Origin of the sequence: Ancylobacter sp. WKF20, assembly GCF_029760895.1 — a bacterium.
Lineage (GTDB): Bacteria > Pseudomonadota > Alphaproteobacteria > Rhizobiales > Xanthobacteraceae > Ancylobacter.
Window position 1 is genome coordinate 1,161,542 of the sequence record NZ_CP121679.1, and the last position, 24,627, is coordinate 1,186,168.

Annotated in this window: 33 protein-coding genes; 21 read left to right on the forward strand and 12 right to left on the reverse strand. The window is 67.9% G+C overall.

The features are described 5' to 3' along the window. Positions 1–276: 276 nt before the first annotated feature. Genes AncyloWKF20_RS05210 through AncyloWKF20_RS05255 form a run of 10 tightly spaced genes read right to left on the reverse strand, consistent with a single transcriptional unit; the run spans position 277 to position 9,642 of the window. Positions 277–2,199 (reverse strand): phage/plasmid primase, P4 family, encoded by a 1,923-nt coding sequence (locus AncyloWKF20_RS05210; RefSeq protein ID WP_279316840.1) that lies wholly within the window; start codon positions 2,197–2,199, stop codon positions 277–279. Further along, positions 2,196–3,404 carry a CHC2 zinc finger domain-containing protein gene (locus AncyloWKF20_RS05215; RefSeq protein ID WP_279316841.1) on the reverse strand — a complete coding sequence of 403 codons (1,209 nt, stop codon included), beginning with the start codon at positions 3,402–3,404 and terminating at the stop codon, positions 2,196–2,198. The genes AncyloWKF20_RS05210 and AncyloWKF20_RS05215 overlap by 4 nt, the downstream gene beginning before the upstream one ends. After that, the gene (locus tag AncyloWKF20_RS05220) at positions 3,401–3,577 is read right to left on the reverse strand and encodes a hypothetical protein (RefSeq protein WP_267582506.1); all 177 of its coding nucleotides are present in this window, start codon (positions 3,575–3,577) and stop codon (positions 3,401–3,403) included. The genes AncyloWKF20_RS05215 and AncyloWKF20_RS05220 overlap by 4 nt, the downstream gene beginning before the upstream one ends. Then, on the reverse strand, positions 3,574–5,622 hold the full coding sequence (locus AncyloWKF20_RS05225) for a DNA cytosine methyltransferase (RefSeq protein WP_279316842.1): 2,049 nt from the start codon (positions 5,620–5,622) through the stop codon (positions 3,574–3,576). The genes AncyloWKF20_RS05220 and AncyloWKF20_RS05225 overlap by 4 nt, the downstream gene beginning before the upstream one ends. Next, complete coding sequence (locus AncyloWKF20_RS05230) at positions 5,619–6,890, reverse strand: site-specific DNA-methyltransferase (protein WP_279316843.1); 1,272 nt, start codon at positions 6,888–6,890, stop codon at positions 5,619–5,621. Before AncyloWKF20_RS05230 ends, AncyloWKF20_RS05225 begins: the two co-directional genes overlap by 4 nt. Continuing rightward, a complete protein-coding gene (locus tag AncyloWKF20_RS05235; RefSeq protein ID WP_279316844.1) occupies positions 6,887–7,777 on the reverse strand; it encodes a hypothetical protein in 891 nt (296 codons plus the stop codon). The genes AncyloWKF20_RS05230 and AncyloWKF20_RS05235 overlap by 4 nt, the downstream gene beginning before the upstream one ends. Next, positions 7,774–8,013 carry a hypothetical protein gene (locus AncyloWKF20_RS05240; protein ID WP_279316845.1) on the reverse strand — a complete coding sequence of 80 codons (240 nt, stop codon included), beginning with the start codon at positions 8,011–8,013 and terminating at the stop codon, positions 7,774–7,776. Before AncyloWKF20_RS05240 ends, AncyloWKF20_RS05235 begins: the two co-directional genes overlap by 4 nt. Then, the gene (locus tag AncyloWKF20_RS05245; RefSeq protein ID WP_279316846.1) at positions 8,010–8,426 is read right to left on the reverse strand and encodes a hypothetical protein; all 417 of its coding nucleotides are present in this window, start codon (positions 8,424–8,426) and stop codon (positions 8,010–8,012) included. Before AncyloWKF20_RS05245 ends, AncyloWKF20_RS05240 begins: the two co-directional genes overlap by 4 nt. Then, positions 8,423–9,127: a GcrA family cell cycle regulator gene (locus tag AncyloWKF20_RS05250; RefSeq protein ID WP_279316847.1), complete on the reverse strand. Its 705-nt coding sequence runs from the start codon at positions 9,125–9,127 to the stop codon at positions 8,423–8,425. The genes AncyloWKF20_RS05245 and AncyloWKF20_RS05250 overlap by 4 nt, the downstream gene beginning before the upstream one ends. Further along, positions 9,127–9,642, reverse strand: coding sequence for a hypothetical protein (locus tag AncyloWKF20_RS05255; RefSeq protein WP_279316848.1), 516 nt, complete (start codon positions 9,640–9,642; stop codon positions 9,127–9,129). The genes AncyloWKF20_RS05250 and AncyloWKF20_RS05255 overlap by 1 nt, the downstream gene beginning before the upstream one ends. Before the next feature lie 131 nt (positions 9,643–9,773). Between AncyloWKF20_RS05255 and AncyloWKF20_RS05260 the strand changes: the two genes are divergently transcribed. Together AncyloWKF20_RS05260 and AncyloWKF20_RS05265 are read left to right on the forward strand one after the other, a co-directional pair. Continuing rightward, the gene (locus AncyloWKF20_RS05260; protein WP_279316849.1) at positions 9,774–10,025 is read left to right on the forward strand and encodes a hypothetical protein; all 252 of its coding nucleotides are present in this window, start codon (positions 9,774–9,776) and stop codon (positions 10,023–10,025) included. A 177-nt stretch (positions 10,026–10,202) separates the two neighbouring features. Continuing rightward, positions 10,203–11,045: a S24 family peptidase gene (locus AncyloWKF20_RS05265; RefSeq protein ID WP_279316850.1), complete on the forward strand. Its 843-nt coding sequence runs from the start codon at positions 10,203–10,205 to the stop codon at positions 11,043–11,045. Here the strand turns inward: AncyloWKF20_RS05265 and AncyloWKF20_RS05270 are convergent. Further along, positions 11,031–11,639 (reverse strand): SWIM zinc finger family protein, encoded by a 609-nt coding sequence (locus tag AncyloWKF20_RS05270; protein WP_279316851.1) that lies wholly within the window; start codon positions 11,637–11,639, stop codon positions 11,031–11,033. The two genes, AncyloWKF20_RS05265 and AncyloWKF20_RS05270, sit on opposite strands and share 15 nt — an antisense overlap. A 137-nt stretch (positions 11,640–11,776) precedes the next feature. On the opposite strand from AncyloWKF20_RS05270, the gene AncyloWKF20_RS05275 reads away from it, so the two are divergent. The 18 genes from AncyloWKF20_RS05275 to AncyloWKF20_RS05360 all read left to right on the forward strand — a co-directional run bounded on the left by AncyloWKF20_RS05275 (position 11,777) and on the right by AncyloWKF20_RS05360 (position 22,615). Next, on the forward strand, positions 11,777–12,301 hold the full coding sequence (locus tag AncyloWKF20_RS05275; RefSeq protein WP_279316852.1) for a hypothetical protein: 525 nt from the start codon (positions 11,777–11,779) through the stop codon (positions 12,299–12,301). Continuing rightward, positions 12,301–12,609 carry a hypothetical protein gene (locus tag AncyloWKF20_RS05280; protein WP_279316853.1) on the forward strand — a complete coding sequence of 103 codons (309 nt, stop codon included), beginning with the start codon at positions 12,301–12,303 and terminating at the stop codon, positions 12,607–12,609. Before AncyloWKF20_RS05275 ends, AncyloWKF20_RS05280 begins: the two co-directional genes overlap by 1 nt. A 96-nt stretch (positions 12,610–12,705) precedes the next feature. Further along, positions 12,706–13,368: a hypothetical protein gene (locus tag AncyloWKF20_RS05285; RefSeq protein WP_279316854.1), complete on the forward strand. Its 663-nt coding sequence runs from the start codon at positions 12,706–12,708 to the stop codon at positions 13,366–13,368. Continuing rightward, a complete protein-coding gene (locus AncyloWKF20_RS05290) occupies positions 13,365–14,060 on the forward strand; it encodes a hypothetical protein (RefSeq protein WP_279316855.1) in 696 nt (231 codons plus the stop codon). Before AncyloWKF20_RS05285 ends, AncyloWKF20_RS05290 begins: the two co-directional genes overlap by 4 nt. Further along, positions 14,057–14,290 carry a hypothetical protein gene (locus AncyloWKF20_RS05295; RefSeq protein WP_279316856.1) on the forward strand — a complete coding sequence of 78 codons (234 nt, stop codon included), beginning with the start codon at positions 14,057–14,059 and terminating at the stop codon, positions 14,288–14,290. Before AncyloWKF20_RS05290 ends, AncyloWKF20_RS05295 begins: the two co-directional genes overlap by 4 nt. Before the next feature lie 55 nt (positions 14,291–14,345). Beyond that, positions 14,346–14,696 (forward strand): hypothetical protein, encoded by a 351-nt coding sequence (locus AncyloWKF20_RS05300; protein WP_279316857.1) that lies wholly within the window; start codon positions 14,346–14,348, stop codon positions 14,694–14,696. A 36-nt stretch (positions 14,697–14,732) separates the two neighbouring features. Continuing rightward, positions 14,733–15,662 carry a DUF2303 family protein gene (locus AncyloWKF20_RS05305; RefSeq protein ID WP_279316858.1) on the forward strand — a complete coding sequence of 310 codons (930 nt, stop codon included), beginning with the start codon at positions 14,733–14,735 and terminating at the stop codon, positions 15,660–15,662. Between the two features lie 103 nt (positions 15,663–15,765). Continuing rightward, entirely contained in the window at positions 15,766–16,905 is a 1,140-nt protein-coding gene (dnaN, locus tag AncyloWKF20_RS05310; RefSeq protein ID WP_279316859.1) for a DNA polymerase III subunit beta, read from the forward strand. Between the two features lie 3 nt (positions 16,906–16,908). Next, positions 16,909–17,385: a hypothetical protein gene (locus AncyloWKF20_RS05315; RefSeq protein WP_279316860.1), complete on the forward strand. Its 477-nt coding sequence runs from the start codon at positions 16,909–16,911 to the stop codon at positions 17,383–17,385. After that, positions 17,382–17,594 carry a hypothetical protein gene (locus AncyloWKF20_RS05320; RefSeq protein WP_279316861.1) on the forward strand — a complete coding sequence of 71 codons (213 nt, stop codon included), beginning with the start codon at positions 17,382–17,384 and terminating at the stop codon, positions 17,592–17,594. Before AncyloWKF20_RS05315 ends, AncyloWKF20_RS05320 begins: the two co-directional genes overlap by 4 nt. Further along, entirely contained in the window at positions 17,587–18,099 is a 513-nt protein-coding gene (locus AncyloWKF20_RS05325) for a hypothetical protein (RefSeq protein WP_279316862.1), read from the forward strand. Before AncyloWKF20_RS05320 ends, AncyloWKF20_RS05325 begins: the two co-directional genes overlap by 8 nt. Then, entirely contained in the window at positions 18,096–18,473 is a 378-nt protein-coding gene (locus tag AncyloWKF20_RS05330) for a hypothetical protein (RefSeq protein ID WP_279316863.1), read from the forward strand. Before AncyloWKF20_RS05325 ends, AncyloWKF20_RS05330 begins: the two co-directional genes overlap by 4 nt. Continuing rightward, positions 18,466–18,768, forward strand: a complete 303-nt coding sequence (locus AncyloWKF20_RS05335; RefSeq protein WP_279316864.1) for a hypothetical protein — start codon at positions 18,466–18,468, stop codon at positions 18,766–18,768. The genes AncyloWKF20_RS05330 and AncyloWKF20_RS05335 overlap by 8 nt, the downstream gene beginning before the upstream one ends. Continuing rightward, on the forward strand, positions 18,761–19,858 hold the full coding sequence (locus AncyloWKF20_RS05340; RefSeq protein WP_279316865.1) for a phage Gp37/Gp68 family protein: 1,098 nt from the start codon (positions 18,761–18,763) through the stop codon (positions 19,856–19,858). The genes AncyloWKF20_RS05335 and AncyloWKF20_RS05340 overlap by 8 nt, the downstream gene beginning before the upstream one ends. Then, complete coding sequence (locus tag AncyloWKF20_RS05345) at positions 19,855–20,472, forward strand: hypothetical protein (RefSeq protein ID WP_279316866.1); 618 nt, start codon at positions 19,855–19,857, stop codon at positions 20,470–20,472. The genes AncyloWKF20_RS05340 and AncyloWKF20_RS05345 overlap by 4 nt, the downstream gene beginning before the upstream one ends. Continuing rightward, the gene (locus tag AncyloWKF20_RS05350; RefSeq protein ID WP_279316867.1) at positions 20,465–20,878 is read left to right on the forward strand and encodes a DUF4326 domain-containing protein; all 414 of its coding nucleotides are present in this window, start codon (positions 20,465–20,467) and stop codon (positions 20,876–20,878) included. The genes AncyloWKF20_RS05345 and AncyloWKF20_RS05350 overlap by 8 nt, the downstream gene beginning before the upstream one ends. Further along, a complete protein-coding gene (locus AncyloWKF20_RS05355) occupies positions 20,878–21,309 on the forward strand; it encodes a thermonuclease family protein (RefSeq protein WP_279316868.1) in 432 nt (143 codons plus the stop codon). The genes AncyloWKF20_RS05350 and AncyloWKF20_RS05355 overlap by 1 nt, the downstream gene beginning before the upstream one ends. Positions 21,310–21,496: 187 nt before the next feature. Further along, complete coding sequence (locus AncyloWKF20_RS05360; protein ID WP_279316869.1) at positions 21,497–22,615, forward strand: site-specific integrase; 1,119 nt, start codon at positions 21,497–21,499, stop codon at positions 22,613–22,615. 110 nt (positions 22,616–22,725) lie between these two features. On the opposite strand, the gene AncyloWKF20_RS05365 is transcribed toward AncyloWKF20_RS05360, so the two are convergent. Then, the gene (locus tag AncyloWKF20_RS05365; RefSeq protein ID WP_279316870.1) at positions 22,726–22,944 is read right to left on the reverse strand and encodes a hypothetical protein; all 219 of its coding nucleotides are present in this window, start codon (positions 22,942–22,944) and stop codon (positions 22,726–22,728) included. A 266-nt stretch (positions 22,945–23,210) separates the two neighbouring features. Between AncyloWKF20_RS05365 and AncyloWKF20_RS05370 the strand changes: the two genes are divergently transcribed. Then, the gene (locus AncyloWKF20_RS05370) at positions 23,211–24,611 is read left to right on the forward strand and encodes a lipopolysaccharide biosynthesis protein (RefSeq protein ID WP_279316871.1); all 1,401 of its coding nucleotides are present in this window, start codon (positions 23,211–23,213) and stop codon (positions 24,609–24,611) included. Positions 24,612–24,627 lie beyond the last annotated feature (16 nt).

The window sequence follows — 24,627 nt, forward strand, 5'->3', positions numbered from 1 at the left end:
AATTGATGGGAGGATAGGGAGGGAAGGGAGGATAAAAGCACCCGCTACATAGAGAACCGATCCAATCGAGAACCGCAGAACTCTCGCGATCACCAGATCATCGCTCACGTGTACCCGCGCGCTACGCTCCCTAGGCTCCCTTGCCTCCCAAAAACCCGCCCAAACCGTTGCCCCCGCTACCCCCGGGAGAACCGCCCCACCGGAACGGCTAGCCTCCCTTGCCTCCCTAGGCTCCCAACCGGCGTACAGACGTGCGCCAGCCTCCCCAGCCGCGGGCTAGGCAAACGGGGTGCGTGAGGGATCGCGCCGCTCGAATTCGGGTTTGACCCTGATGCCGAGGTAGACCGACAGCGAGCTCTTGCCCTTCTCGAAGCCGAAGTCGTGCGCGGTCTTGGGCATGCGCCGCGCGAAGGTGGTGGCGGCAAGGGGCGTCTTGCCCTCCCGGTCGCACCAGACCTTGAAGGCCTCGTAGAGCAGCCCTTGCTCCACCACGTCGTGGGGCATCTGCGTGATCTCGATGGCCGAGCGGACGAACGCGCCCAGCGGGTCGCTTTCCTCGCGATATTCGCGCGTGGCGGCCATCACCGCCTCGGGTGGGGCAAGCTGGCCACGGTTGAGATAGTCGAGCGCGCCCTCGATCATCCAGTTGAGGATGCCCGGCAGTTCGGCCTTCAGCTTCTCCGGGAGCCGCTTGTCGCGTTCCTCTTTCGGGATCTGCACCTCGAACGGCACCAGCGAGACGCGCCGCCAGATGCCGTCGTCATTGCCCCGGATCACCGGTTTGCGGTTGCACGAGATCGCCAGCTTGAAGAGCGGGTAGACCTCAATGAACTCGTGATTCAGCCGCCGCACATTGATCGGCTCACCGCCGGTCAAATCCTTGATCAGGCTCTCGTCGAGCGGCAGGCCCTCTTTCGGCTCGGCCGAACGCACGAAGCGCGCCGCCGGCAGGCGGATGAGGTCGGGCGTCGCTTCCGAGCCCTTGCGGTTGCCGTCGGTCACCAGGCTCATCACCGGCACGCTGGTGGCATAGTCGCCCATCAGATGGGCGATGACGTCCACCACGGTCGATTTGCCGTTCGAGCCCTCGCCGAAGAAGATGCAGAACATCTGCTCCGTGGTGAGCGCGGTCAGGCAATAGCCGAAAAACCGCTGCAGATAGTCCCGCACCGTCGTGTCCGGCAGGATGCGGTTCAGCATAGCGTGGAAGACGGGTGCTTCCGCTTCCGGGCAATGGAACACGGGCGCCAGCTTGGTCATCAGACGCCGCCGTTCATGCGGCAGGATGGCAAACCGCCAGACCTTGCGGGTGCGCACTTCGTCCGGGTCCGGGCACTCCGGGTCCGGCTCCTCCACTTGGCGGAAGACGAGAGTGCCGTTCAGCACGTTGAAGGCGAGCGGGTCCGCATCGAGATCCTTCAGCGACCGCACCAGATAGGGCCTCGCCTCGCCGAGCATCCCGTCGAGCTTGCCGGCGTTGCCGGATGCCGTGGCGAAGCGGCGGCGCTGCGCCTTGCGCGTGGCCCAGGCCTTCGCCGCCATCTGCCCGCGCGCGACAATGGTCTTCGCCGCCGCCATCTCGCGTTTCAGTTGGAAGCTGCGCCGCCCCTTTTCCCGCTTCGGCAGTTCCTGGTCGTCGAGATCGTTGATCTCGTGCGGAATCTCCTCCACCCGCAACGCGGCTTCCTGCGCGCGCGTGATCGCCTCGGCTTCGGCCGGCGTCGGCGCCATGACGAAGGCCTCGAGCATGATGGCCTCGGAGGCCTTGTGCGCGAGGGCGCGCACATCGTCCTCGTCATCCTCGGCGCGGAACCAGCGCCGGCCGTCCCAACGGTGCCAGCCGAGATTGGGGACATAAGCGAGATCCGCACCGTGACGATGGCGCAGCCGCCGCCCGTTGCCGATGTCGTTCTGCGGCTCGCCGGCACAGGCCAAAAGCGCCGGGTCCTGCGGCGAGAAGCCGGGCGGCGGCGCGTCATCGCCATCAAAAGGCGGGTCGCCGCCGTCCTCACCGTCCTCATCGTCATACGGGTTGTCGGCAGGCTCCGGCCGCTCCGGCGCGTTGTCCCACCCGTCCGCCTGGCTCCCCAGCCGCGGATCGTCGCTCGCGGGGGAAGCCGGGGGCGCGCCAGCCTCCTCCGGGAACACGGCGGCGAGGATGGCGTCATCGGGGTTGATGCTCGGCTTGTCGTCCATCATGCCACCTCCGCCGGCTGGCCGGCGTTTCGCGCCGCGCGGCGCATATCGTCGAAGTCGAGGCCAGGCTCCGGCCACGCCACGCTGATGCGCCGGCCCTCCCGGGCGTGGCGCGCAACCGCGCGGTCCATCACCAGCCGAGTCGAGAACTGGTCGCTGTCGCCATCGGCCAGAAGGCGCAGGTCGCCCACGCCGTCGGGCACCACCATAGCCGGCCGGTCGAAGTCGGGAATGGCGCCGGGCACGCGCCGCGTGCGGCCGGCGGCATCCTTCAGGTCGGGGTGGCGCTCCGAGCAGCCGATTGCCGCAGCCCCCGCCAGATTGCCAAGGTCGCCCGCCGCCCACATGGCGATGCCGTCCATCGACAGCCCACGCCGCAGCCGGGCGGTGTAGACCGAGAGCACGGTCTCGATGCCTTCTCCCGCCACCAGCATGTGAGGGCTGGCGCAGCGCAGCAACTCGATCACGCAGCCCTGCTTGGTGCCGCGCATCTTCTTGGCCGGCTGCACCTCGCCCGTGTTCGGGTCGACGATCACCGCCTTGCCCTTCGGCTGGTCGAGATCCAGCCAGGTGATATGCAGACCAGAGAACCGCCCGTCCGGCGCCGTGATCGCGCCCAGCATGGCCGGGCCGCGATGGATCACGCGATACTGCACGGCGCCGCGTTCATCCTTCCCGTCGACCACGGTGAAGGGCGCGTCGTAGCGGTAGCGCAGCCGTGCCGTGGCGGGGATGTCCACGCCCCGCAGATCGCGCAGATAGGTCTCCACCGGCGTGCCGCGCCAGTGCTGGCCGTGCTTCCACCAGCGGTGCAGCCGCTCGCGCTCTTCCTCGCGGTAGCGCGCGCTTGCCGCCTCCTGCTGGCGTTTTTTCTCAGCCGCCGCGAGCGCCCGCCGGGCCTCCTCCGCTGGGTCGACATCCTGGACGCCACCGAGCCATTCGACGGCCTCGGGAAAACTCTTGTGCTCACGCTCCATCACCAGCGCGATGACGTCCCCGGCCTTGCCGCAGGAGGCGCACACCCAGCGCTCCGCATCGCATTCAAAGGCGGTCGAATCCTTCGCGTGCGGCTTGGGCGAGTGGATGGGGCACGGCCCCACCATCTGCCATTTGGGCGAGGAGGAACGGCGCAGGCTCACCCATTTGCCGGCCACCTCGGTGACCGGGTTGCGGCGGCGCAGATCCGCAAGGGCAGCTTCGGAGATCATGACCGCGCCATCCCCACAAGTGCCACCAGCAGGGGCAGGGTGATGGCTCCGCCGATCATGCCCGCCATGGTTCCGGCGAGGCCCGGAAAGAGGGCCTGCACGATGAGACCCATCCCGATGGAAAGCGGGGCCGCCACCGAGCCGAGGACAAGGGCGAAGATGGGGCGCATCATTCCGCCGCCTCCCGAAACTCGATTGGCCGCGTCCGGCGCCGGGGCGCCGCATCCGCCATGATCGCGCCGACACACGCCTTCATCTTCGCCACGCTCACGGCGTTGCCGATCTGCTTGATCTGCTCCGTCTTCGTGCCAGCGAACTCATAGGCCTGGTCTTCGGTGTTGAAGCCCATGGCGGCGGCGAGCTCGTGCGGCTCCAGCATGCGGAACAGGATGTCGTACTGCCGCCCGTCCACCTCACCGGAAACGAGGTTCACCCGGCCGCTGGCGCAGAGGGTCGGCGCCGGATCGTCGATGTCATGCACGCGCGGCGCCTGCCCCTCGCGCTCGCCGAACTGCGCGGCGATGAAGGCCAGTTCACCCCGATTGGCGCCGGTGATGGTCGGCAGCGGCTCCGAGGTGTCGCGCACGCGGTCGCTGCCATCTTGGTGCGTCACCGGCATGACCACGGCGAACTCACCGCCCTTGGCCGTGGTGAGCGTTGGAATCGGCTGCGCAACGTCGCGCGCCGTGGCTCCGCCGCCCGATTGGGTGACGGGGACGACAAGCCCGAAGCGCCCCTTGGCCGTTACCGTCGGCAGCGGCTCCTCTGCGCCAGTGCACGTCTCCCCCGAGCCGGAGCCGTAATAGGGGGAGATCAGCGCGTGGGCGCCGCCAGCCCCGCCTGTCGTCTGGGTCGGCATCGGATCGTCGACCGAGCGCGGCGCGCCGCCCGAGGCCTGCGACAGGATGAAGGGCTCCACCAGCATCGGCCGGGCGCAGCCGGGATGCTCGCTTGCCGCCGCCCCGCCGGTCGTGATGGTCGGCAAGGGTTCATCGGCTGAACGCGCGGCGCCGCTATTGTGCTGCGACAGCACCAGCGGCTCGGCCAGCCAAACGCCGCCCTTGGTGTCGAGCGTCGGGATCGGTTCCTCGGAGACCGCCTTCGCCTGGTTGCCCTTCCGGCCATTGATGATCACTGGTTCGGCCAGCCCGATATGGGTGCCGTTCGCGGCAATGGTGGGGATTGGCCTGCCAAGATCGCCACCGTTCGCATTGCGGCGAAGGGTGATCAGCATCGGCTCGGCGGTGCGCCCGCCTTTCGCAAACTCGTCGGGCGCCAGACGGAAATGCCGAAGCCGTGCGATGAGGTCGCGAACCAGCCGCCGCCGCCCCAGCCGCTTGGTCGCCGTCCCGGCCCGTCGAGCTGAGAACGCCCACCCGATATGGAAGGCCAGAGATCGCTCGATTTCCTGCATCAGCAAGGCGATGAACGGCGCGGGCCACCCGTACTTGACCGCACCAGCGAAGATGCGGGCGAGCGTCTTCGGTGCCAAAGGTTTGGCCCGGCCCAGAATCGAGCGGCCCTTGATCGACCAGTCGATGATGTCGCGCGCCGGCCGCCAGGGCTTGCGGGTGTCCATCGCCGCGAATAGGCCCTCGGCCGCCTCATTCCGGCGCTTGTGCGTTGGCGCCGGCCACTGGATCGGCCTCCCGTCCGAGCGCCCCATCAGGATGAAGCGCGAGCGCGTGGTGGCGTCGCCATAGTCGGCGGCGTTCAGCTTTCGCCACTCCACCTCGAAGCCGAGCGCCTTCAGGGCATTGATCCACGCCCAGAAATACTCGCCCTTGCGCGCGGCGATGGGCTTGCCCGTCTTCGGATCGACCGGACCCCAGCCGGTGAACTCCCACACATTCTCAATGATGATGCGGGTCACCCGCAGCTCGGTGAGCCAGGTGATGATGTGCCACGGGTCGCTGCGCTGCTGATCGCTGGTCGGCTTGCCGCCGCGCGCCACCGAATGGTGGGTGCAGGTCGGGGAAGCCATCAGCAGGTCGAGATAGCCTTCCGGCACCAGCAGATGCGGGCGCACGGTCGCGATATCCTGCACGAAGTGCCGGGCGCGGGGGTGGTTGAGCTCGTGCGTCTTGATCGCCGTCGGCCAGTGGTTGACGCATACAAGCTCCATCTCCAGCCCGAGAGCGGCCAGGGCGCGCTCCGCCCCGGTCGATGAGCCGCCGGCACCGCAAAGAAGGTCGGCCACAAGAATCTTGCGGGTCATTCCGCCGCCTCCCCGGCCGCGAAGAGCGGGCCGAAATCGACCGATGCCGGCGCCTGAAGCACCTTCCAGTCGCGCTCGATCCGGCGGCGCGCGATCTCGGCATAATCGGGGTTGAGTTCGATCAGCACCGCCCGGCGCCCGTGGCGGGCAGCCACAAGGCCCGTGGTGCCGGCGCCGCCGAACGGGTCGAGCACCAGCCCATCCTTCGGACAGCCGGCGAGGATGCACCGCTCTGCCAGCTCCGGCGGAAAGGTTGCGAAATGGGCATCGGAGAAGGGCTGCGGCGCCACGGGCCAAACTCCGACTGGGGCCGCCTCGTAATTGCGCAGGTTGCGGCCAAGGCCGCGTGGCGTGGCCTCTATGCCGGTGTGGTTGATGTGCCCGGCATGACGCGGAGACGCGACGGCAGAGGCGCGCCGCTTCTCAGTTTCGGGGATCGCGTCGCCGAGCGTGTGGCGGCCGTAAGTAGAGCGGCCGCGCGGGCCACCGACAGCCTTCATGGCTGCGGTGCGTCGCGCCCCGGCGTTCGCGCGCTCCGAGCCGGCCTGGGCGTCAACGTCCTGCGCCCAGCGTGCGAGCGAGGCAGGCGCTGCACCCTGCCGAACCGCCTTTGCGTCATAGAAATAGCGTTCCGCCTTGGAGAGCAGGAACACCTTCTCATGCGCGGTCGCAGGCCGGTCGCGGGCGCTCTCCGGCATCGGGTTGGGCTTGCCCCAGATGATCTCCGAGCGCACCCACCAGCCATCTTCCTGCAGGGCGATGGCAAGCCGGTTCGGCACCATGCAGAGGTCTTTCGGCTTGAGGACGCCGCCAGCCACGACCCGCCCGCCATGAGCGGCGGCCGTCGAGCCGAGATTCTCGCTGGCGCCGACGCGGGGCGTTTTCTCGTAGCCCGACTGGTAGATCGGCCCGATGGTGGAGAACGGCTTGTCCCGGAACGTGCGGTCATCCTTACCCGCGGCCTTCGTGGCCGCCGCCGAGCGCCCGTTCGGGCTGGTGGCGTAGCAGTCGCCATAGTTGAGCCAGAGCGTGCCTGATGGCTTCAGCACCCGCCGCACGAGCCGGAACACATCGAGCATGACGTCGATATGCTCGCCGAGCGTCCGCTCCAGCCCGATCTGGCCGTCGACGCCGTAATCGCGCAGCCCCCAATAGGGCGGGCTGGTGACGACGCAATCCACGCTGTCCGGCTCCATCGCGGCCAGCCGTGCGCGCACATCGCCGAGGTGGATCATCACCCGGCCGTCGAGAATGCAGATGTCGCTCACCGCACCGCCTCCACCCGCTCGCCGCGGCGGCCGATATGGGCCGGCATGCGGAAGCCCCGGCGCATGCCACCGAGATCGAGATGGACCTGCCGTTCCTTCACGATGGTGCCGAGATCCGCGTCACCACGTTGATGACCCTCGATCCAGATCCAGTAAGGCGCGATCACCCCATCGATCAGCCGCCAGTGGCCGATGACCTGGTGCAGCCGCAGGCCGGCGAGGCTTTCGGCCGTGCGCATCTCGCCGCGATAAAGGGCCGTCTGCGGGCGGATGAGATCGACCTTGTTGTATGAAAACACCGGCAGGCCGCGCTGCGCGCGGCGCAGCGCAAAGGCCTTCTGACCTCGGTCAAGCCCGGCACCGGGGAGCACCCGTCGTGAGGTCGCCGCCCGTGGTGAAGCCAGGGCGAGGAGGAGAGGCAGCACCAGCGCGGCGCATCGATGAGCCCCGCTCCGGGCACGAAGGCCGGCGTCGCTATGTGGATCGAAGGCGGCGAGCACCACGTCCGAGAGAACTGTGTGGTATTTGCCGTCCGCTGCGGCCCGCAAGTCGACGGTCGCGGCATGGTGGATGCCCAAGTAGTCGTGATCCAAGAACGCGTAGGCCGTTTCGCCGGAGATCAGCCACCCCTGACCGCCGTACGCCTCGATCCAAGCAAGTTTTGCCGGCGGCGGGATAAGGCGATTTGGCATGGCATGGCCAAAATCAAAGCCGGAACCGGCAAGAGCCTGTATGGCCGCCGCGTCGAAGACAAAGCGGTCGCAAAGGGCGACAGGTTCGGGCGACGGCGAATGGTTGATGGCGGGCATCTTCAGCGTGGTGAGTGCCAACGCCGCCACGTCACCCCTCGGTCGAGCCGTTATCATCTTGTCAGCAAGCAACTTCACCGCCGCATCTCCGCTCTGTGCGCGGCGGTCAGCCGCTCCCACTCCGCCGGCCTCCACACACCGCCGCCCGCCGTGAGGGCGCGGGCGACATACCGGTCGGAAATCCGCAGGCGCCGGGCGATCTCGCGCCGCCACATGCCGCGCGCCGCCAGCGCGCGCACCACGGGCACGATGCGGCGCCACGGGCGGCGGCGGATGATGAGGATGGGGCGCGGCGTGCGGGCGAGCATGCTCACCACCCCTTCGCCATCTGACCGCCCTCGGCGCAGAGCGCGCCCGGGCTGCCGGCGCCGCCGCTGACCGGCACGAGAAGCCGCCCATTCACCGGCACGCTTGTCGTCGCCACCGGCACGTCGGCGGGGGGCGCATCATGCGCACGCGCCAGCGCGGCAAGCAGCGGGTCCGCCCCGCTGCGCCGGCAATCGAGCGGGCCTTCCGTCAGGCCATCGGTCGCCACCAGATCCAGCCGCTTGGCGCGCTCGCGCACCGCATCGGCCGACCGGTCCCCGAAGCCATTGGTGCGCATCAACTCGCCAATGGCGCGATAGGTCAGGCGCTGCGCCAGCCCGTCAGTCAGCAGCGCATCCATCTCTGGCGTCCATCCGGCGGGGGCGAGGCAGCGGCGCGTGCCGCGATGAGAGGCGCTCATGCCGCGCTCCATGCCTGCGTGCGGCGGCGCGCCGTCCGCTCGTCCTGCGCCGCCTTCCGGGCGCGCTCCCGGCGCGGATCAGCCGGCACATAGGCGAGCGCACAGCAGGCCGGGCAATAAGGCCGGCCGGGCCGCACCGGCGCACCGCAGATGCGCATCGCCTCCACGGAAGGGCGCGCATCATCCGCCCAGAGCGGGAAGCGGCAGGCCTCATTCGGCGCGCCGAGGAAGGGGATGCCCCGCCGAAGGTCCAGCGGGGTGGGCAGGCTGGCAGGCGTGGGCGCCAGACAATCGGCAAAGCGCGCCTTGGCGGCGGCAGCCTCAGTCAGAACCTCGCCGGGGTCGCTGCTCGCGCGTTCAATCTCCGCCGCAAGGTTGGTCATGCGGAGATCGCGCGCCCGCCCCGCCAGCCGCTTCACCTCGGCGGCGGTGCGCGTGACCACGGGATCGGCACGGCCCGGCGCGGCGGCTTTGTTCACCTTGCCGCGCGCGCGGCCTTCCTCGCCGGGCAAGCCCCGCCGCATGTGCTTGCCGGTTTTCGAGGTGAGCCCAAGCCGGTGAATCCGCCCGCAAAGCGAGTTGCGGCTGCGCTTGGGAAAACCCTCCGCCACCAGGCGCACCGCGATTTCGGAGGCGGAAAGCCCCTCATCGCGCAGGGCCTTCAGCCGCGTGTCTTCCTCAGGCGAGAAGGGGGCGCGCATCAAAACCCCCGGCGCGGCAAGCGGGTGACGCCGGCGCCATCGTCCGGCGCACCGGCCTTCTTCGCCGCGCAGGTGGCGCGGAAGTCAGCGAGATTGCGCTCGAGCGAAGCGGCGGCGCGGTCCACCATCTCCGCCTCGGCGGGGGAGACATGCCCATCCGCCTTCGCGGCCAGCACCTCGGTGGTGAGTGCTGTGAACTGGCCCATGAGCGAATTGTGCCGGGCCATCAGGCAGCCTGCCGCCTCACGCGAGGCCTCCGGGTCGGTCAGGCCGCGCCCGTTCAGGTCGGCCATCACACGGGTCACGTATGGCCGGTCGCTATCAGCTTCCAGGGCGATCACGGCGGGCAGGGGTATGATGTCTTCCTCGCCGGCGTGCTGCCAGCGGCCCACCGTGCTCTTGCCCACATGGGAGATTTCGGCCGCGCGCTCGATGCCGCCGCAGGCCTTCACCAGGTCGCGCGTCGCTGCCTTGATGCGATGAAACCACGCTTCGGAAATGGCGCGTTCGGCCATGATGCACCTCGGAAAACGGTCAAGAGGGCTCACGCGGGAAAACGCCGTGCGTTTTCCCGGAGGGGGAAAGGGTCATGTCGTGGTCAGTTCAGCCCGTCAGATCACGGCGGGCCGCAGGGCGGGGGACGAACATGAAGCTGCAACTCATCGAGACGAGCGGAACGGAACCCACCCCGCGCGAAAAGCTGCGGCGCGCGCTGGAGCGGCTGCTGCGGCTGGAGGCGGGGAGGGGAAAGGCGAGCCATCACGCGGCCTCGTCCGACTTGGCGGCGGCAGACCAAGGCCGAACCATCTCCACACGCACCGCAGGGCGCGGAACGGCAGAAGGCCAGACCGCGCCGGCGGGCCAGTTCGACGAGAACCAGGCCATCGCGGACTCGTAGCTGCCGGTATTGAGATCGCGCCCCGCCGCGAGCCGCGCCAGCCGCTTTCCATCGTTGAAAACGAGTGTCGAGACCCGCGCCTGTGACAGGCGGCGGGCACTGCAGAACACGTCGGCGACGGCGAGGATCTGGGAGATGAGTGTCATGGCAATGGCAAGGTGCGGGGAAAAACCCGCTATGTCAATCACCGAACGCGGGTTTTTATGCGCTAACACGCAGGAAAAAACGCGGGTATCGTCCCGCTCCATGAGCGAAGGCGACGAAATTTTCCAAAGAATTCAACGCCGGATGAAGCAGCTCAAGCTGACGGAATACACCGTCAAGCGGGAGCTGAAGACGGACATTGTCCGCTCGATCCGCGTCGGGCTGGAAAAGGGCACGCAGACCGGCGTGTCGACCCGCACGCTTCGCAAGCTCGCGCCTGTCCTGCGCACCACGCCGGAATGGCTGCTCACTGGTGAGGGCGAGGAAGATACGGGCATCTCGCGCGAGACGCCGATCGGCAACGGCACCAATAGCGCCGACACACCAACCATGCCATTTGACCCCGCCGCGGCCAGTAGCGTGCAGGAGGCTAATGTCGAGGCTCCCTTCATCAAATCCTTTCAGCGCAACGTCCCGGTGATGGGAACGGCTGCCGGCTCGATCATACGCAAGGTCGAGGGTTTCTCGCTGGAGCCCGAAGTGGTGGACTATGTGCGCCGCCCGCCGGCGCTAGCGGATCGGAAGGATATCTACGCCCTTTATGTGAGCGGCCTGTCCATGGAGCCGATGCACACCCATGGCGACCTGCGGTTCATCGACCCGCGCCAGCGCCCGCAGATCGGCGACAGCGTGATTGTGGTCACCCGCACCCATGACGACGACCCGGGCCAGGCCTACATCAAGATCCTCGCCAAGCGGACGCCCTCCGCCGTGGTGCTCAAGCAGCTGAACCCCGAGGCGATGATCGAAATCCCCGAGAAGTTCATCCTGCAGATGCACCGGGTGATGACAATGAACGACCTATTTGGCGTCTAGCTTCTCGTTGAGCGAGGCCAGCGCGCGGTCGAGCGTGGTATAGGCCATTGACTTTTTGCCTGCATCCAGGCGCCAAAACTTGATGGACGGTTTCAGGTGTCCTTCCCACTCGCCATCAGCGTTCATGATGGTCTCCACCGTCCATGGCTCATAAGAAAGTGAGATCTGCCCGGCCCTTTTGATACCGCCGCCTTTGGTCGGCTGGCCGATGCGCAGGGTCACCGCCCCCTCGTACCCATCCTCAATCGTGCAGGAATACCCCTTCAGCGCCCACTCTGGCGCCAGCGCCGCGTGAACCTCGGCAAGTGTCGTAAAGCCGGTTGCCAGCACCACCCTGCTGCGCGAGGGCTTGTAAGTCACCGCCCGCTCGCGCAGCGGTGAGCCCTCCGACAGGCCGGCAAGCTCCGCCAGCGCCTCGCGCCCCTCGACGACGGCTTCCCACTCCCCATTCAGCAGCGCGGCGACGTGTTTGCAAAACCGGCCGCCGCGATCGAAGCCCGGGCAGGTGCAGAACGCCCGCAACTCAAGCCCTTGCCCATCGAAGGTCACGCGATAAGGCTTGATCGCGGACCCCTTGATGTGAAAGCGAAGCATCGGCGCCACCCCTGGTTGACTATATTCAACCAAGGCAAGCCGTCGCGCCAAGGCGGGTTAAAACCCGCTTTTGATGTTGACGCGGGTAAAAACCCGCTATACCGTTTCCCCAATCCGCACCGATTGGGAGCCGACGCATGGACTTCCCCGACCCCGCCTTCCACCAGTCGAGCCTCGCCGGTTTCTTCCGCCGGCATGACATCGCCACGCCCTCGGGCGATGGCCTTTCGCGCTTTCAGCGCATGGGCCTCGCGCTCAAGCTCGCCACCTGCCTGCGCGCGGCTGATTTCCGCACCACGGCGAGCCTTGCCCATCGCCCCGGCCTGACGATCAACGGCCACCTGTTCAGCCATGAGGACTGGACGGCGGGCATGGATATCGCCATCCGCCTCGCCGGCACCTTCGAGGCCATCGAACAGGAGCAGGCCCCCGCGCACAATGGCGCGCCGGTGGACCGCATGGCCCTGCTGTTCCTCAAGGCGGAAGAGGCGGGTTTGCCCGCCGATGCCGATATGCTTGCCCGCGAGGGGCTGGCGCCCGCCATCATCACCGAATTCGCGCTCGAGGCCGCGCAGCTGGCCGAGGCGATCAAATGCGCCGTGCGCGCCTACAACACGGCCGCCGCTGCGCGCGAAAGCCAGAGCCTGCCGGAGGCCGCGTGATGTTCCGTCGCGCCCTCCTTTCCGCCGGTGCGGCTGTCATGAGCCTGATGGGAGCCGCGCTGCCGGCGTCCCCGTCCAGCGACCAGCCCCGCCGCGAACCTCCGCCGCAGCCGCGCCGCTCGCCGGCGCAGCGCCACAAGCCCACGCCGCGCCCCGTCGATGTGAAGCGCGGTGCGGACTACCTCGGCAAGCGCTCGCTGCACCCCGGCCACTCATCCTCCATACGCAAGCTCCAGCGCGCCTTCCGTCTCGCCGGCACGCACTTTGTGGTGGGCGCGCCTGTCGGCCCGAAGGGGAGGGGGCAATGATCGGCTGGCTCTGCGAAGAACTCGCCGCCCTCGGCGCCCTCGCCCTTTTCGTCGGTGCAGTGCTGGTGTGGTCGGCCATCGGCGGAGGGGTGTGAGATGGCTCGGCACTATCCGCAGTACAGACTCAAGGTCTCGCGGCATTATCGCTCGCTCCTTGAAGAAGAAGCCAAGGGCACAGGTGACAATGTTACCACGATCATTAGCCGCTCATGCTGGGCACTTCTCCAGGCACAAGAAGGCTATGCCGTTGAGCCTCCGTCGATGGATGGGGGCGAATACGTCCACATTCGCCTTCAGCCCAAGCTGCTCCATGAACTCCGGGAAATCACCAAGCGAACGGGCCAAACGCTTCAAAGCATTATTGCTGCGTCGCTCGGCTATTTCTTTGGTCCGGAACGCTCCCACTCGAAGAGCGGCAGTGGTCTCTCCCTTCGCCGCCTCGCGTCCATGGTTGAGCACGGCCACGATCTCCACTTTCACCAGAAAGAAACCCAGCGCCTGCTTGGCCCGTATGCTTCCGAGCGATTGGAAAAGGCAACTCTTCACGGAGATCTAAAAGCCGCTCTCGATCTTCTTGTGAACCTGTGCCCCGAAGCGAATTGGTCCGTCCACGCGAAGGGCCGGCGGCGGGGCAACGCCCATATGATGGTCGGCGACCCTCTGTCCGCTTCCGTGATGGCGTCCGCGGCAGACCCCGCCGCTGCCCTGGCGGCCTGCGCTTTGAAAATGGCCCACATTCTCGACGGAGGGCAGTCATGAGCGCCGCCCTTTCCCCCACGCTCGCCCGCACGGTCGCGGTCGAGGAGCCGCCGACCCGCCGGGCCGAGCCCTGGGCGCAATCGTTGCGCGGCCGGGCGATTGATCTGGTGAACCCGCGCGTGGAAGACATCGACTTCCGTGAGATGGCGGACGTGCTCGCCAACATCAACCGGTATGGCGGCAACGCGCTGCATACGATCACCGTGGCGCATCACACGCTGATCGCGCTCAAGGCCGCGCGCCAGCGCCACGCCACCCCGCTCCTGCAAGCCTTCGTCGTCCTGCATGACGGGCACGAGTGGATGCTCGGCGACCAGATCACCCCGGTGACGCAGGCGCAGGCCTTTGTCGCCGACGAGATGTTCGGCCCCACCGAGCGGGACCGCGAACTCGGCGCCCGCGAGGAGCTGAAGCGCCGGCATGACCGCGCGATCTGGGAAGCCGCCGGCCTCCCGGTGCCGACCAATGACCAGCGGGGCTTCATCACGCTGTGCGATTTGGTGGCGCTCAACACCGAGCGGCGGGACTTCCTCGCGCCGTGCGCGCGCCCCTGGTCGGTGGACTTCAAAAGCCACCCGCCTCTGCCGCGCCGCGAGGCGCCGATGTCGCGGGGCGATGCCGCCGCCGAGCTTTGCCGCGAATTCTGCAAGCTGCTCCCCAGCCTGCGCGACGGGACGGGGAGGGGGCGGTGACCACCTCCACCCACGCTCACATCGCCGCCAAGCGCGCGGCGCTGGCCAAGGATCTCGCGGCCCGCCGCAAGGCCCACGCCCCGCGCATGGCGGTAGCGCAGCAGCTCAAGCGCGCCACCACCCGCCTGCTCGAGGTGGAGCTTGCCGAGCAGCGCCGCCGCGAGCGCGCCGCCGCCAAGGGCGCCACGCCGGGCACGCTGGCGGGCGACCTGTTCACCCTCTGCACCTGAAACCACCGGGCCCGCGCGGCCCACCAGCCGGCAACGGAGCCGCAAAGGAGCCACCATGTCCGCCCGCGTCATTCGCAGCGTCTTTCAGGCGCTCGGCCTCTCGAACAAGGGGCGTTTCGAGGAGAAGGTCAACGCCGAGATGCAGCGCCTAATCGAGGCGCTGGAGCAGCACCCCGAGGAAAAGGCCAAGGGCACGCTCACCCTCACCGTCGACTTCACCAAGCTCGGCGACCGCATCGACATGAAGCCGTCCGTCAAGGCGAAGCTGCCCGAGGAGAAGGGCTTCACCTCCACTCCGTTCTGGGTGGTCGATGGGGGCCTCTCCGTCCAGCACCCCAGCCAGGCCGACATGTTCGGCGGCCCCTCCGAGGTCGGCGAGCGCCGCCGCTCGGCCGAGCCGGCCTGACGCCTTCCCCCTTCACGCCCGAAACAGGAGGACACCTTGTCCGCTGCCGTCACGAAGAACGATCTTCCCACGCCCTCTGCTGTCAGCCTCATCGCCGAGATGGCGGCGCGGGCGGCCGGCGCTCAACCCGTCACCATCAACACCGAGGGCCTCGGTCCCGGCCTGCCGCCCAATGTGCCCGGTTTCTGGGATCCGGCGCAGCAGCGGCTCGTCAGCGTTCATGACGAGATCGAGCGGTATCGACAGGCTCCGAAGGCCATTCGCGGCACCGCGAAGGTCGAGACGCTGGAAAGCGTCACCGAGCTTGTAAACCGCCACAAGACGGCCAACAGCGCCATCTTCGCCGCGACCGGCTGGCCTAACCCGAAGCTCACGGCCGTCATCGACTATCACGCCGTCGACCATGCGCCGGATTTCCAGAAGCACCGCGTGGAGTACGGCTTCCCGCTCACTGAGGAATTCAAGGCGTGGGTGGGCGGCAACGGCAAGTCGATGGAGCAGCAGGCCTTCGCCGAGTTCCTCGAAGAGCACGCGGCCGAACTGGCCGCACCCTTTGACTCGGAGCGCACCGAGTACGAGCCGCTGTTCAAGGAACGCTTTGCGCTGCCGAATGAGCTGATCGAGCTCTCCCACAGCCTCGAAGTCTTTGTCGGCGCGAAGATGAAGAGCGCCGTCCGCCTGCAGAGTGGCGAGCGCCAGATGGTGTTCGAGACCGAGCACATGAACGGCAAGGGCGAGCCGATCGACATTCCCGGCATCTTCATGATCCAGCTGCCGCCCTTCGTCGATGGCGATGTGGTGCGCATCCCCGCCCGCATCCGCTACCGGGCGGGGCAGGGCGCCGTGACCTGGTTCTATCAGCTCTACCGCTGGGAATACTGGCTCCGCACCCGCGTGCAGAACGATCTGCTCGAGGCCGGCAAGGGCACCGGCCTGCCCACCTTCGAGGGCGCTCCCGAATCCTGACGTTCCTCCCACCGGCGCCATTGGCGTGGTGCCGGTGACTTCGCCGGGCGGCGACACCCTCCAGCCGCCGCCCGGCTCTTTCCCATCAAACCCGGATGCCCCAATGAAGATCACCCTCGAACGCGCCCCCTTCCTCGCCGCGCTCGGCCGCGCCTCGCGGGTCGTCGAGCGGCGCAACAACATCCCGATTCTGGCAAACCTCCGCCTCAAGGCGGAAGGCAGCCGGCTCATCATCACCGCCACGGATCTCGACATCGAGATCACCCAGAGTCTGTGGGAGGAGGCGGTGCAGGTCGCCACGCCGGGCGAGATCACCGCGCCCGCCCACACGCTGCACGACATCGTCAAGAAGCTGCCGGACGGCGCGCAGATCCAGCTTGAAGTCACCGGCGACCGCAGCACCCTCACGGTGCGCGCCGGTCGCTCGCGGTTCTCGCTGCAGACCTTGCCGGTGACCGACTTCCCGGACCTCACCGCCGCGCCCGAGGGCGTGAAGCTGGCATTGCCCGGCAAAGCCTTCGCCGAGGCGCTCGGCCGGGTGGAGTTCGCCATCTCCACCGAGGAAACCCGCTATTACCTCAACGGCATTTACATCCACCGGGCCGCGCTGCCGGAGGGCGATCACCGGCTGACGCTGGTGGCGACGGATGGGCACCGCCTCTCGCTGGTGCGCCTGCCGGGCGACGGCGCCCCGATCCCCGAGGAGATGCCGGGCGTGATCCTGCCGCGCAAGGCGGTTGGCGAGGTGAAGCGGCTGGCGGAGGAGGCGGGCGCGGACCCGCTGCACATCGAGGTGTCCGCCACCAAGCTCGCGGCCGAGCATGGCGGCGTGCGCGTCGTCACCAAGCTGATTGACGGCACCTTCCCCGATTATGGCCGCGTCATCCCGTTCGGCAACGCCAGGCTCGCCACCGTCGCGCGCGCGGAACTCGCCTCCGCCGCCGATCGCGTCGGCACCCTGTCGAGCGATCGCGGCAAGGCCGTGAAGTTCATCTTCGGCACCGGCGGCCTGGTGCTGGAGGCCACCAACCCCGAATCCGGCTCGGCGCGCGACGAGATCGACTGCGCCTTCACCGATGACGAAATCATCATCGGTTTCAACGGCCGCTATCTCGGCGATGTGCTCAAGGCCGACGACGCGCCGCAGGTCGAGATCGCGCTCAACGATCCCGGCAGCCCTACCATCTTCCGCCGCCCCGGCTCCACCGACGCCCTGTGCGTCCTCATGCCGATGAGGGTTTGAACCATGCCGCGCACACAGATTGAACCCGACATGCTGCCCAAGGAGCGCACGCTCATCGAGGCATGGCGCGTGGTGGCCGCCCAGCCCGGGCTCAAGCCGCTTTCGTGCCGCCTCTATCGCGACATCTTCGGCTCGACGCTTGCCGAGGCGGCAGAGGCGCACGAGACCCGCCAGGGCGAGCCGGACATGATCAGCCGCGCGGCGGCTGACGTGCTGGCCGAGAGGCGTCGGCAGATCTATGCCGAGGGCTGGACGCTCCAGAACGATGACAAGCAGAGCAGCGGCGAACTGGCAGACGCTGCTGCTCTCTATGCATCTCTTGCGGCACGCCACCTCGCCGGCCCGTCTCTCTGGCCTTGGGCGATGTCGTGGTGGAAGCCGAAGAACCGCCGTCGCGACCTCGTGCGGGCGGGCGCCCTGATCATCGCCGAGATCGAGCGGCTCGACCGCGCCTCCGCCAAGCCGGAGGGCGAGGCATGAGCCAGACCTGCAACAGCTGCATCTGGTGGCACCCGAACGATGCCACGCGCGAGCAGGGTGCCTGCCGCCGCCGCGAGCCGCGCCTCGTGCTCTCTCGCCAGTCCGATGCCCGCAGCGCCGTCTGGCCGCCCGTCGCGGCCGACGCCTGGTGCGGCGAGTACCGCCACAACCCCAACACCCCGCAGCCGGAGGGCCGCGCCGATGTCTGACACCGAACGCCTGTGCTGGGCCGCCTTTGTGGCCGACGAGAATATGCCGGAAGGGCTCGCCACGCCGGATAAATGGATTGCCGGGCGCTGCGAGCAGGGCTGGATCATCGGCCCGAAAGGCCGGCGCGAGCGCGTCGATTATGGCTGCATGATCGTTCAGCCCGGCGCCGAGGTGCTCTTCATGTGGCACGAGCGGCGCGGCACGGTCGAGATGATCGTGCGCGGCGACAGCACCTATACCCTGACGGGTCACGATCCTGGCGACTGGTCGATCGTGTGGGATGCTGACGAGCCCGAGAACATGGCCGACACGCTCGACGAATTCGCCCGCCAGTGTGTCGAGGTTCACGAGCCCGGCGTGGGCGAGGAAGTCCGGGTCGCGGCGCGGTTCAGCAAATGGACCGAGGAACGTTACCGGCTCGAGGTGACGGGCGACAAACCGCGCTTCGTCCCCGTGCAGCCCGAGCCCGCCCTCGCCAGCGGCGCGCCGGAGGGCTCGGCATGACGATCGCCACCATGGATAAGGCCACACTCCGCCAGTTCCGCGACAGTGTCAGCGCCGGCGGCTACATCGGTGGCGCGGACGATGTAGCCATCGCCGCCTTCGGTGCGCACGCCATGCTGGCCCAGAACGCCACCACGGGCGCCCATGGCATCGACGCGGCGGTTGCCTTCACGCAGGCCATGCTGCCCGGCTGGTACTGGCGCTGCGGCCGCACACTCCTCGACGATGGAGCCGCCCATGTCTATCGCCTCAAGCTGCGCGGCCCCGGCGGCATGTACGATCTTGCCGCCGGCCTCGCTCCGACGCCGGCCAAGGCGCTCGTCGTCGCCGTGCTGAGCGCATTGATCGAATTCGGGGAGGCGCCCCATGGCTGACGCCACCAATAAATTCGCCGTCCATTTCTCCACGACGTTGGTGCTCAACGAGACGGAAATCCGCGCGCTTGATGCCCTCGTCGGATATGGCGATGACGCCTTTTTGGCAGCATTCAAGGAGAAGCTCGGCGCGGCATACATCCGCGATCACGAGAGTGGGTTGCGGTCGGCGTTCGATGCGATCCGCCGCGACGTGCTGCCGGCGCTGCGCGGTATCGATCAGGTTCGCAAAGACCTGCGCGACGTGCAGTTGAAGCGCTTCGAAGCGGCGCAGGAGGCCAGGAAAAATGGCTGACCGCACCGGCATCGAATGGACCGACGCGACGTGGAATCCCATCGTCGGCTGTAGCCTTGCCTCGCCCGGCTGCACCAACTGCTACGCCATGCCCATGGCGGCGCGGATCGAGGCGATGCAGCCCGGCTCGCACTATGCGGGCACGACGCAGCCCGGCAATGCCGGCGCCGTGTGGAGCGGCAAGGTCGCGCTGGCGCCCGAGCACATTCTCACCCAGCCGCTGCGCTGGCGCCGCCCGCGCCGGATCTTCGTCAACTCCATGGGCGACCTGTTCCATGAGAGCATCCCCGACGAATGGATCGACCACGTCTTCGCCATCATGGCGCTCTGCCCGCAGCACACCTTTCAGGTGCTGACCAAGCGCAGCGCCCGGATGCGGGAGTATCTGACCGGCCCGGCCGCATTCCAGCGCGTCGACGAACTGCTTTTTGCTGAAGAGTGGCCCGTGCTCCCGAAGCCATTCGACACGATTGCCGCTGCGGCCAACATGACACCGTTTGCCCGCGAAGGCTTCCTGCGCAACGTCTGGCTGGGCGTCTCGACCGAGGATCAGCGCCGCGCCGATGAGCGCGTGCCCGACCTTCTCGCCACCCCCGCCGCCATCCGCTTCGTCTCCGCCGAACCGCTGCTGGGGGCGCTGAACCTCCGCTCGCTGAATGAACGACGCGGCGACCGCGGCACGATTACCGACTGGCATGACGCCTTGGCCGGCCTGCAATTCGGCCGGTCGCAGAGCGAGACGGCCAAGCTCGATCTCGTCATTGCTGGCGGCGAGAACGGCCCCCGGCCGATGCACCCCGATTGGGCGCGGTCCCTCCGCGACCAGTGCGCCGCCGCAGACGTCTTGTTCTTCTTCAAGCAGTGGGGCACGTGGGAAGTCGCCGTCGACCGCGAGCGCGACGATCCAGATTGGCGGCTGGATTATTCCCGGAAGTTCGCCGACGGCGGCGCCACCAAATGGCTCAACCTTGCCGGCGGCTGTGGCTTCCACGGCGCGCGCTTCCACGTCATGCGCCGGGTCGCCAAGGCCCGCGCCGGCCGGCTGCTCGATGGCGTCGAGCACAACGCCCTGCCGGAGGTGCGGTCATGATCCTCATCCCGGAGATCGAAACCGTCGTAATCCTTGTGCCCCGCACCGGCAGCGGCTCGCTGCGCCGGGCTATCGCGGCGACATATCCGAGGGCGATGCAGATCTATCGCCACATGGAGGCCGACGGCGTGCCTGCCGGCTACGACCGCTGGCGGCGGATCGGCGTCGTGCGCGAGCCGCTTGCGCGGCTATGGTCGCTGTACAAGTTCATGCGCTCGTACCGGCACCCGAAGCCGGACCAGGGTGCGGGCTATATCGCCAAATTGCGCAGCAGTGCCGAGCGCCCTTTTGAGGATTGGCTGCTGACAAATGAAGCCGTCTTCACAAATCCCTACGACACTGATGGAGGATTGACTTTCTATCCTCAGTACAACGTCGGGCATTCATTGCCGGAAAACCGAAAGAGCCAGTTTATCTACCTTCGCCCAGACCTTGGAACGGAGGTTTTCCCGTTTTCTCGAATGGAGACACTGGAAGCCTCCCTCAAAATCAACCTCGGTCGGACCAACGTTACCGACGATCAGCCCCCGCCCGCGCTTTCTTTGGCCGCAGCTGAGCACATGCTCCGCTTTTTTGCGTGGGACATGACTGTCACGGGGGAGCGCCATGACTGACTCTCCGCAGCGTATCCGCCTATCCCGCGCCAAAGGCTGGCGCATGCCCGAGAACACCGTGAAGGTCGACCGCTCCACCAGGTGGGGAAATCCTTTCGTGGCGGGCAGGGATGGCACCGTCACGCAGTGCGTGAGCCTCTACCGTGAACTGGTAATCGACGGCATGGCGTGTTGGTCATGCGATGCTCCGCTGCGCCAGCAGATCGAGGCACTGCAGCACGTTCGCTCTCATATTTCCGCCTTGCGCGGACGAAACCTCGCATGCTGGTGCGCACTCGACATGCCCTGTCACGCCGCAGTGCTGATCGAAATAGCCAACGAGCCCGTCGCCGAGCATCCGGCAGCACTACTCATCGAGGAGGCGCGGCGCGCCCGCTCATGCGCCGAACAAGGGAGCCTCATCTGATGGCGCGGCGCATCAAATCGGCGGCCTTTATAGCCGCCCTCCTGATCGCCACGCCGGCGGCAGCGGACATCTATGTGCTGGACGGGGACACCATCGTCGTCGACCGAGAGCACATCCGCCTCACCGGCTTCAACACGCCTGAGACTCGCGACGCGCAGTGCGAGAGCGAGCGGGCGCTGGGCTACCGCGCCAAGGCCCGCCTGCGCGATCTGCTCACCATGGCCTGCGGCCCGCTCGCGCGCGCCCCGGCCGGGTGCCTCACGCTGGAGCGCCTGCCGACGCCCGATCGCTACGGCCGCTCGCTCGCGCGCCTCACCATGCAGGGCCGGGATGTGGCGGAAATCCTCATCAGCGAGGGGCTGGCCGAGCCTTATGACTGCGCCGCCGGCCACTGCCCCCGCCGGCGCAACTGGTGCGGGGAGGGGCCATGACGCCGCTGCTCACCCCCAAGGAAGCCGCCGAGGCGCTGCGCATCTCGGTGAAAACGCTGTTCGATCATGTCGAGCAGGGGCGCCTTCGCTACATCCGCGTCGGTGCGGGCTTGAAGAGGCCCCGCCGAATGTTCTCCAATGACGATCTCGACGAGTTCATCGAGCGCCAGCGCCGACAGGATGCCCCATGTCGCTCTACCAACCGAAAGGGTCCCCGTTCTACCACTACGACTTCCAGGTCCGTGGTCGTCGCTTTCACGGATCAACCAAGGCCAAAACACTCAAGGCCGCGAAGCTTGTAGAGGCGGCCGAGCGGGAGAAGGCGAAGCAGATCGTCCGCGAATCGGAGCGGCTGCGCACCGGCCCGCTCACCATGCTCGCCGCCACCAGCCGTTATTGGGAGGAAGTCGGCAAGCATCACGCCGGCGCCGCCACCACATGGACCAATCTCCAGCGGCTGTTCACCTATTTCGGCGCCGAGACACGCCTTGCCGATATCGACGATGACGCCGTCGCCCACATGGTGGCCTGGCGCCGGGGGCATCGCGCATGGGCCGGAGACGAAGCGCCCTTCATCTCGCCCGCCACCGTGAACCGCTCCACCACCGAGGTGTTGAAGAAGCTGTTCAACCGGGCGAAGCGCGCCTGGGGGGCCGAGCTGCCGCGCGAGCCTAACTGGAAGATCCACATGCTTCGCGAGCCGACCGAGCGCACGCGCGAGCTGCGCCCGGCCGAGGAGACGCGCCTCGATGCCGAGATGCGCGATGACCTCGAGCCCTTCTTCGCCTTCGCCCGCGCCAGCGGCCTGCGCCTGTCCGAGTGTTTCATCCGGTGGGAGGAGGTGGATTGGGAGGCCGGCGTCATCCAGACCATCGGCAAGGGCAGCCTGCCGGTGCGCACCATCATCACGGCCGAGATCCGCACCATCCTGTGGCCGCTGCGCGGGCACCACCCGCACCAGGTGTTCACCTATGTCGTGCAGCGCACCGTGCGCTCGAAGGGGCTGGTGAAGGGCGAACGCCTGCCGCTGACCTATGACGGGCTCAAGAGCTATTGGCGCCGGATGAAGAAGCGGGCCGGCATGGCCGACTTCCGTTTCCACGACTTCCGCCACGACCTCGGCACCAAGCTGCTGCGCCAGACCGGCAACCTGAAGCTGGTGCAGAAGGCCCTCAACCACCGGGACATCAAGACCACCGTGCGCTACGCCCACGTGCTCGACGAGGATCTGCGCGAGGGGCTTGAGAAGCTCTCAAAGTCCCGAAATAAATCCCGAACTGGAAAGCGGAAGTTGAAAGCCGTATAGGTCGCAACGCGCTACGGCGAACGCCTCTCGACCTGGGGGACTAGGGGTCGTGGGTTCGAATCCCGCCGCTCCGACCATTAGGCCGCAGGCATATCCCGAAGAAGACAGTCTCATTGAGCCGCACCCGGTTTTGCCGGGCCAAACGGCCTAGGGATTGGTCTGGCCGCTGTTCCCGAGCAGGGAATCGACCACGGTTTCTGCGCCAGCAACGCATGGACATAGATTCCGCGGTGATCGGCCTCGTCGCCGGCGTCGAGCGCCTCGAAACGGGCGCCGCCTGTGATCGAGGCGGCGAGGGCCGGGAGCTTGGCGAGAAGCCCTTCAACCATCACGCGATCCTCACCGGAAGCATCGCCAGTGACGGTATCAGGCAGGGAAGGGCGCGCCTTCCATAGGCACCCCGACAATCGCCGCGCGGCCTTTAACACGGTGGAAACCACAATGGTCGCCTAATGCGGCCATGGTGAACGAGCCGGACATGGCAGGTGCGGGAGTTGCGGTGGCGGAGGCTTATGGCCCCTTCCTGCCGCTTTCTATCGCAGCGTCAATTCCGCCGATGACGGCTGGATCGAACGCGTCCGGTGACGTGCCGTTGATGGACGCCCCAACACGCGGTACGGCATTTCGCGCCTTCGCCCGCCGCCATCTGCTGGTGCCGAGCCTTGCCGCCCTGCTCGTCGGCGGGCTGGCCGGCGTACTCGCCCAGCCGCGCTATGCAGCCGAGGCCCGCCTGCTGCCGGAGGCGCGCGGCATGGCGGCACCGACCACGCGGGCGCAGATCATCGCCTCGCGCGAATTCGCCCGGCAGGTCATTGAGGACACACGGCTCACCGACCGTCTCACCGATCGCCGCCTTTCGCTGTCCGACCGGCTGAATGCGCTGCTCGGCGCACCGGCCAGCGCCTCCACCGGCGATACCGCCGCGCTGCGCTCCATCGAGGGCGGGCTCACCGTAAAGGACCGGGCGGACGGGCAGACCGTCATCCGCTTCGTTGCTGCCAGCCCGACGCTGGCCGCCGATGTCGCCAATGCCTTCGCCGACAGCTATCTCCGGCTGCGCCAGACCCGCGGCGCCTTCAACATGGAAGCGGGCGGGCCCATTGCCATGCCGGCGCGGCTCGCCTCCCGTGCGCAGGCCCCGGCCGAGCCGCTCGCGCCGGCGCCCGCATTGGCCGCTGGCGGTGCCGCGCTCGGCGCTTTCGGCCTCGCGCTCGGGCTGCAATTCTTCCGCCGTCGCCGCCGCAGCGCGCCCGTTCCACCTGCGGCTGTCGCGCCCGCGCTTCCCGAACTCGCCCGCGAAGGCGCGGCGCAGCATCTGCCGTGGATCGGCGCGGAAAGCGCCGATGATTTCGCCGGGGAAGGCGAGCCGCGCCCGCGCCGCCACTTGTCCCGTGATGGCGAACTGGCCGATCTCGCCCGCCTCATCGAACTGCGCGGCGCCGCGGCACGGCTTGTGGTAGTGACGGGGCCCTCGCCCGATGACGGCATCGCCCGCTGCGCGCTGGCGCTGGCCCGCGCGCTCGCCTCGCCCGAGCGGCGCACCGTCATCGTCTGCCTCGATGTCATGGCGCCGGCCCTGGCCGAACTGACCACTGATCCGCGCGCGCCGGGGCTGACCGACCTGCTGTTCGGCGTGGCGAGCTTCTCCGACGCCATCCATCGCGAGGCGGCTTCACGCTGCCATGTGATTCCGCCCGGACGCGGCGCCTGCGAGGCGAGCGGGCTGGTGGGCGCCGACCGGCTGACGCTGATCCTCAGCGCGCTGATGCAGACCTATGACCATGTGGTGGTGGCCGCGCCCCCCTTCGCCGAGGCGGAGGGCACGGCGCGCGTCGCGGCGCTCAAGCCGACGCTCATCCTCGTCACCCAGCCGGGCGGGGCGGCGACTGACGCGGTGCAGGCCTTCGACTATCTCGCCGAGCAGGGATTCGGCGACATCGCCATGGTGACCTTCACTGAGGTCGCCCCGCCCCGACCGCTGCCGCAGGCCGCCTGAGCGGGCGCCCGCTCAA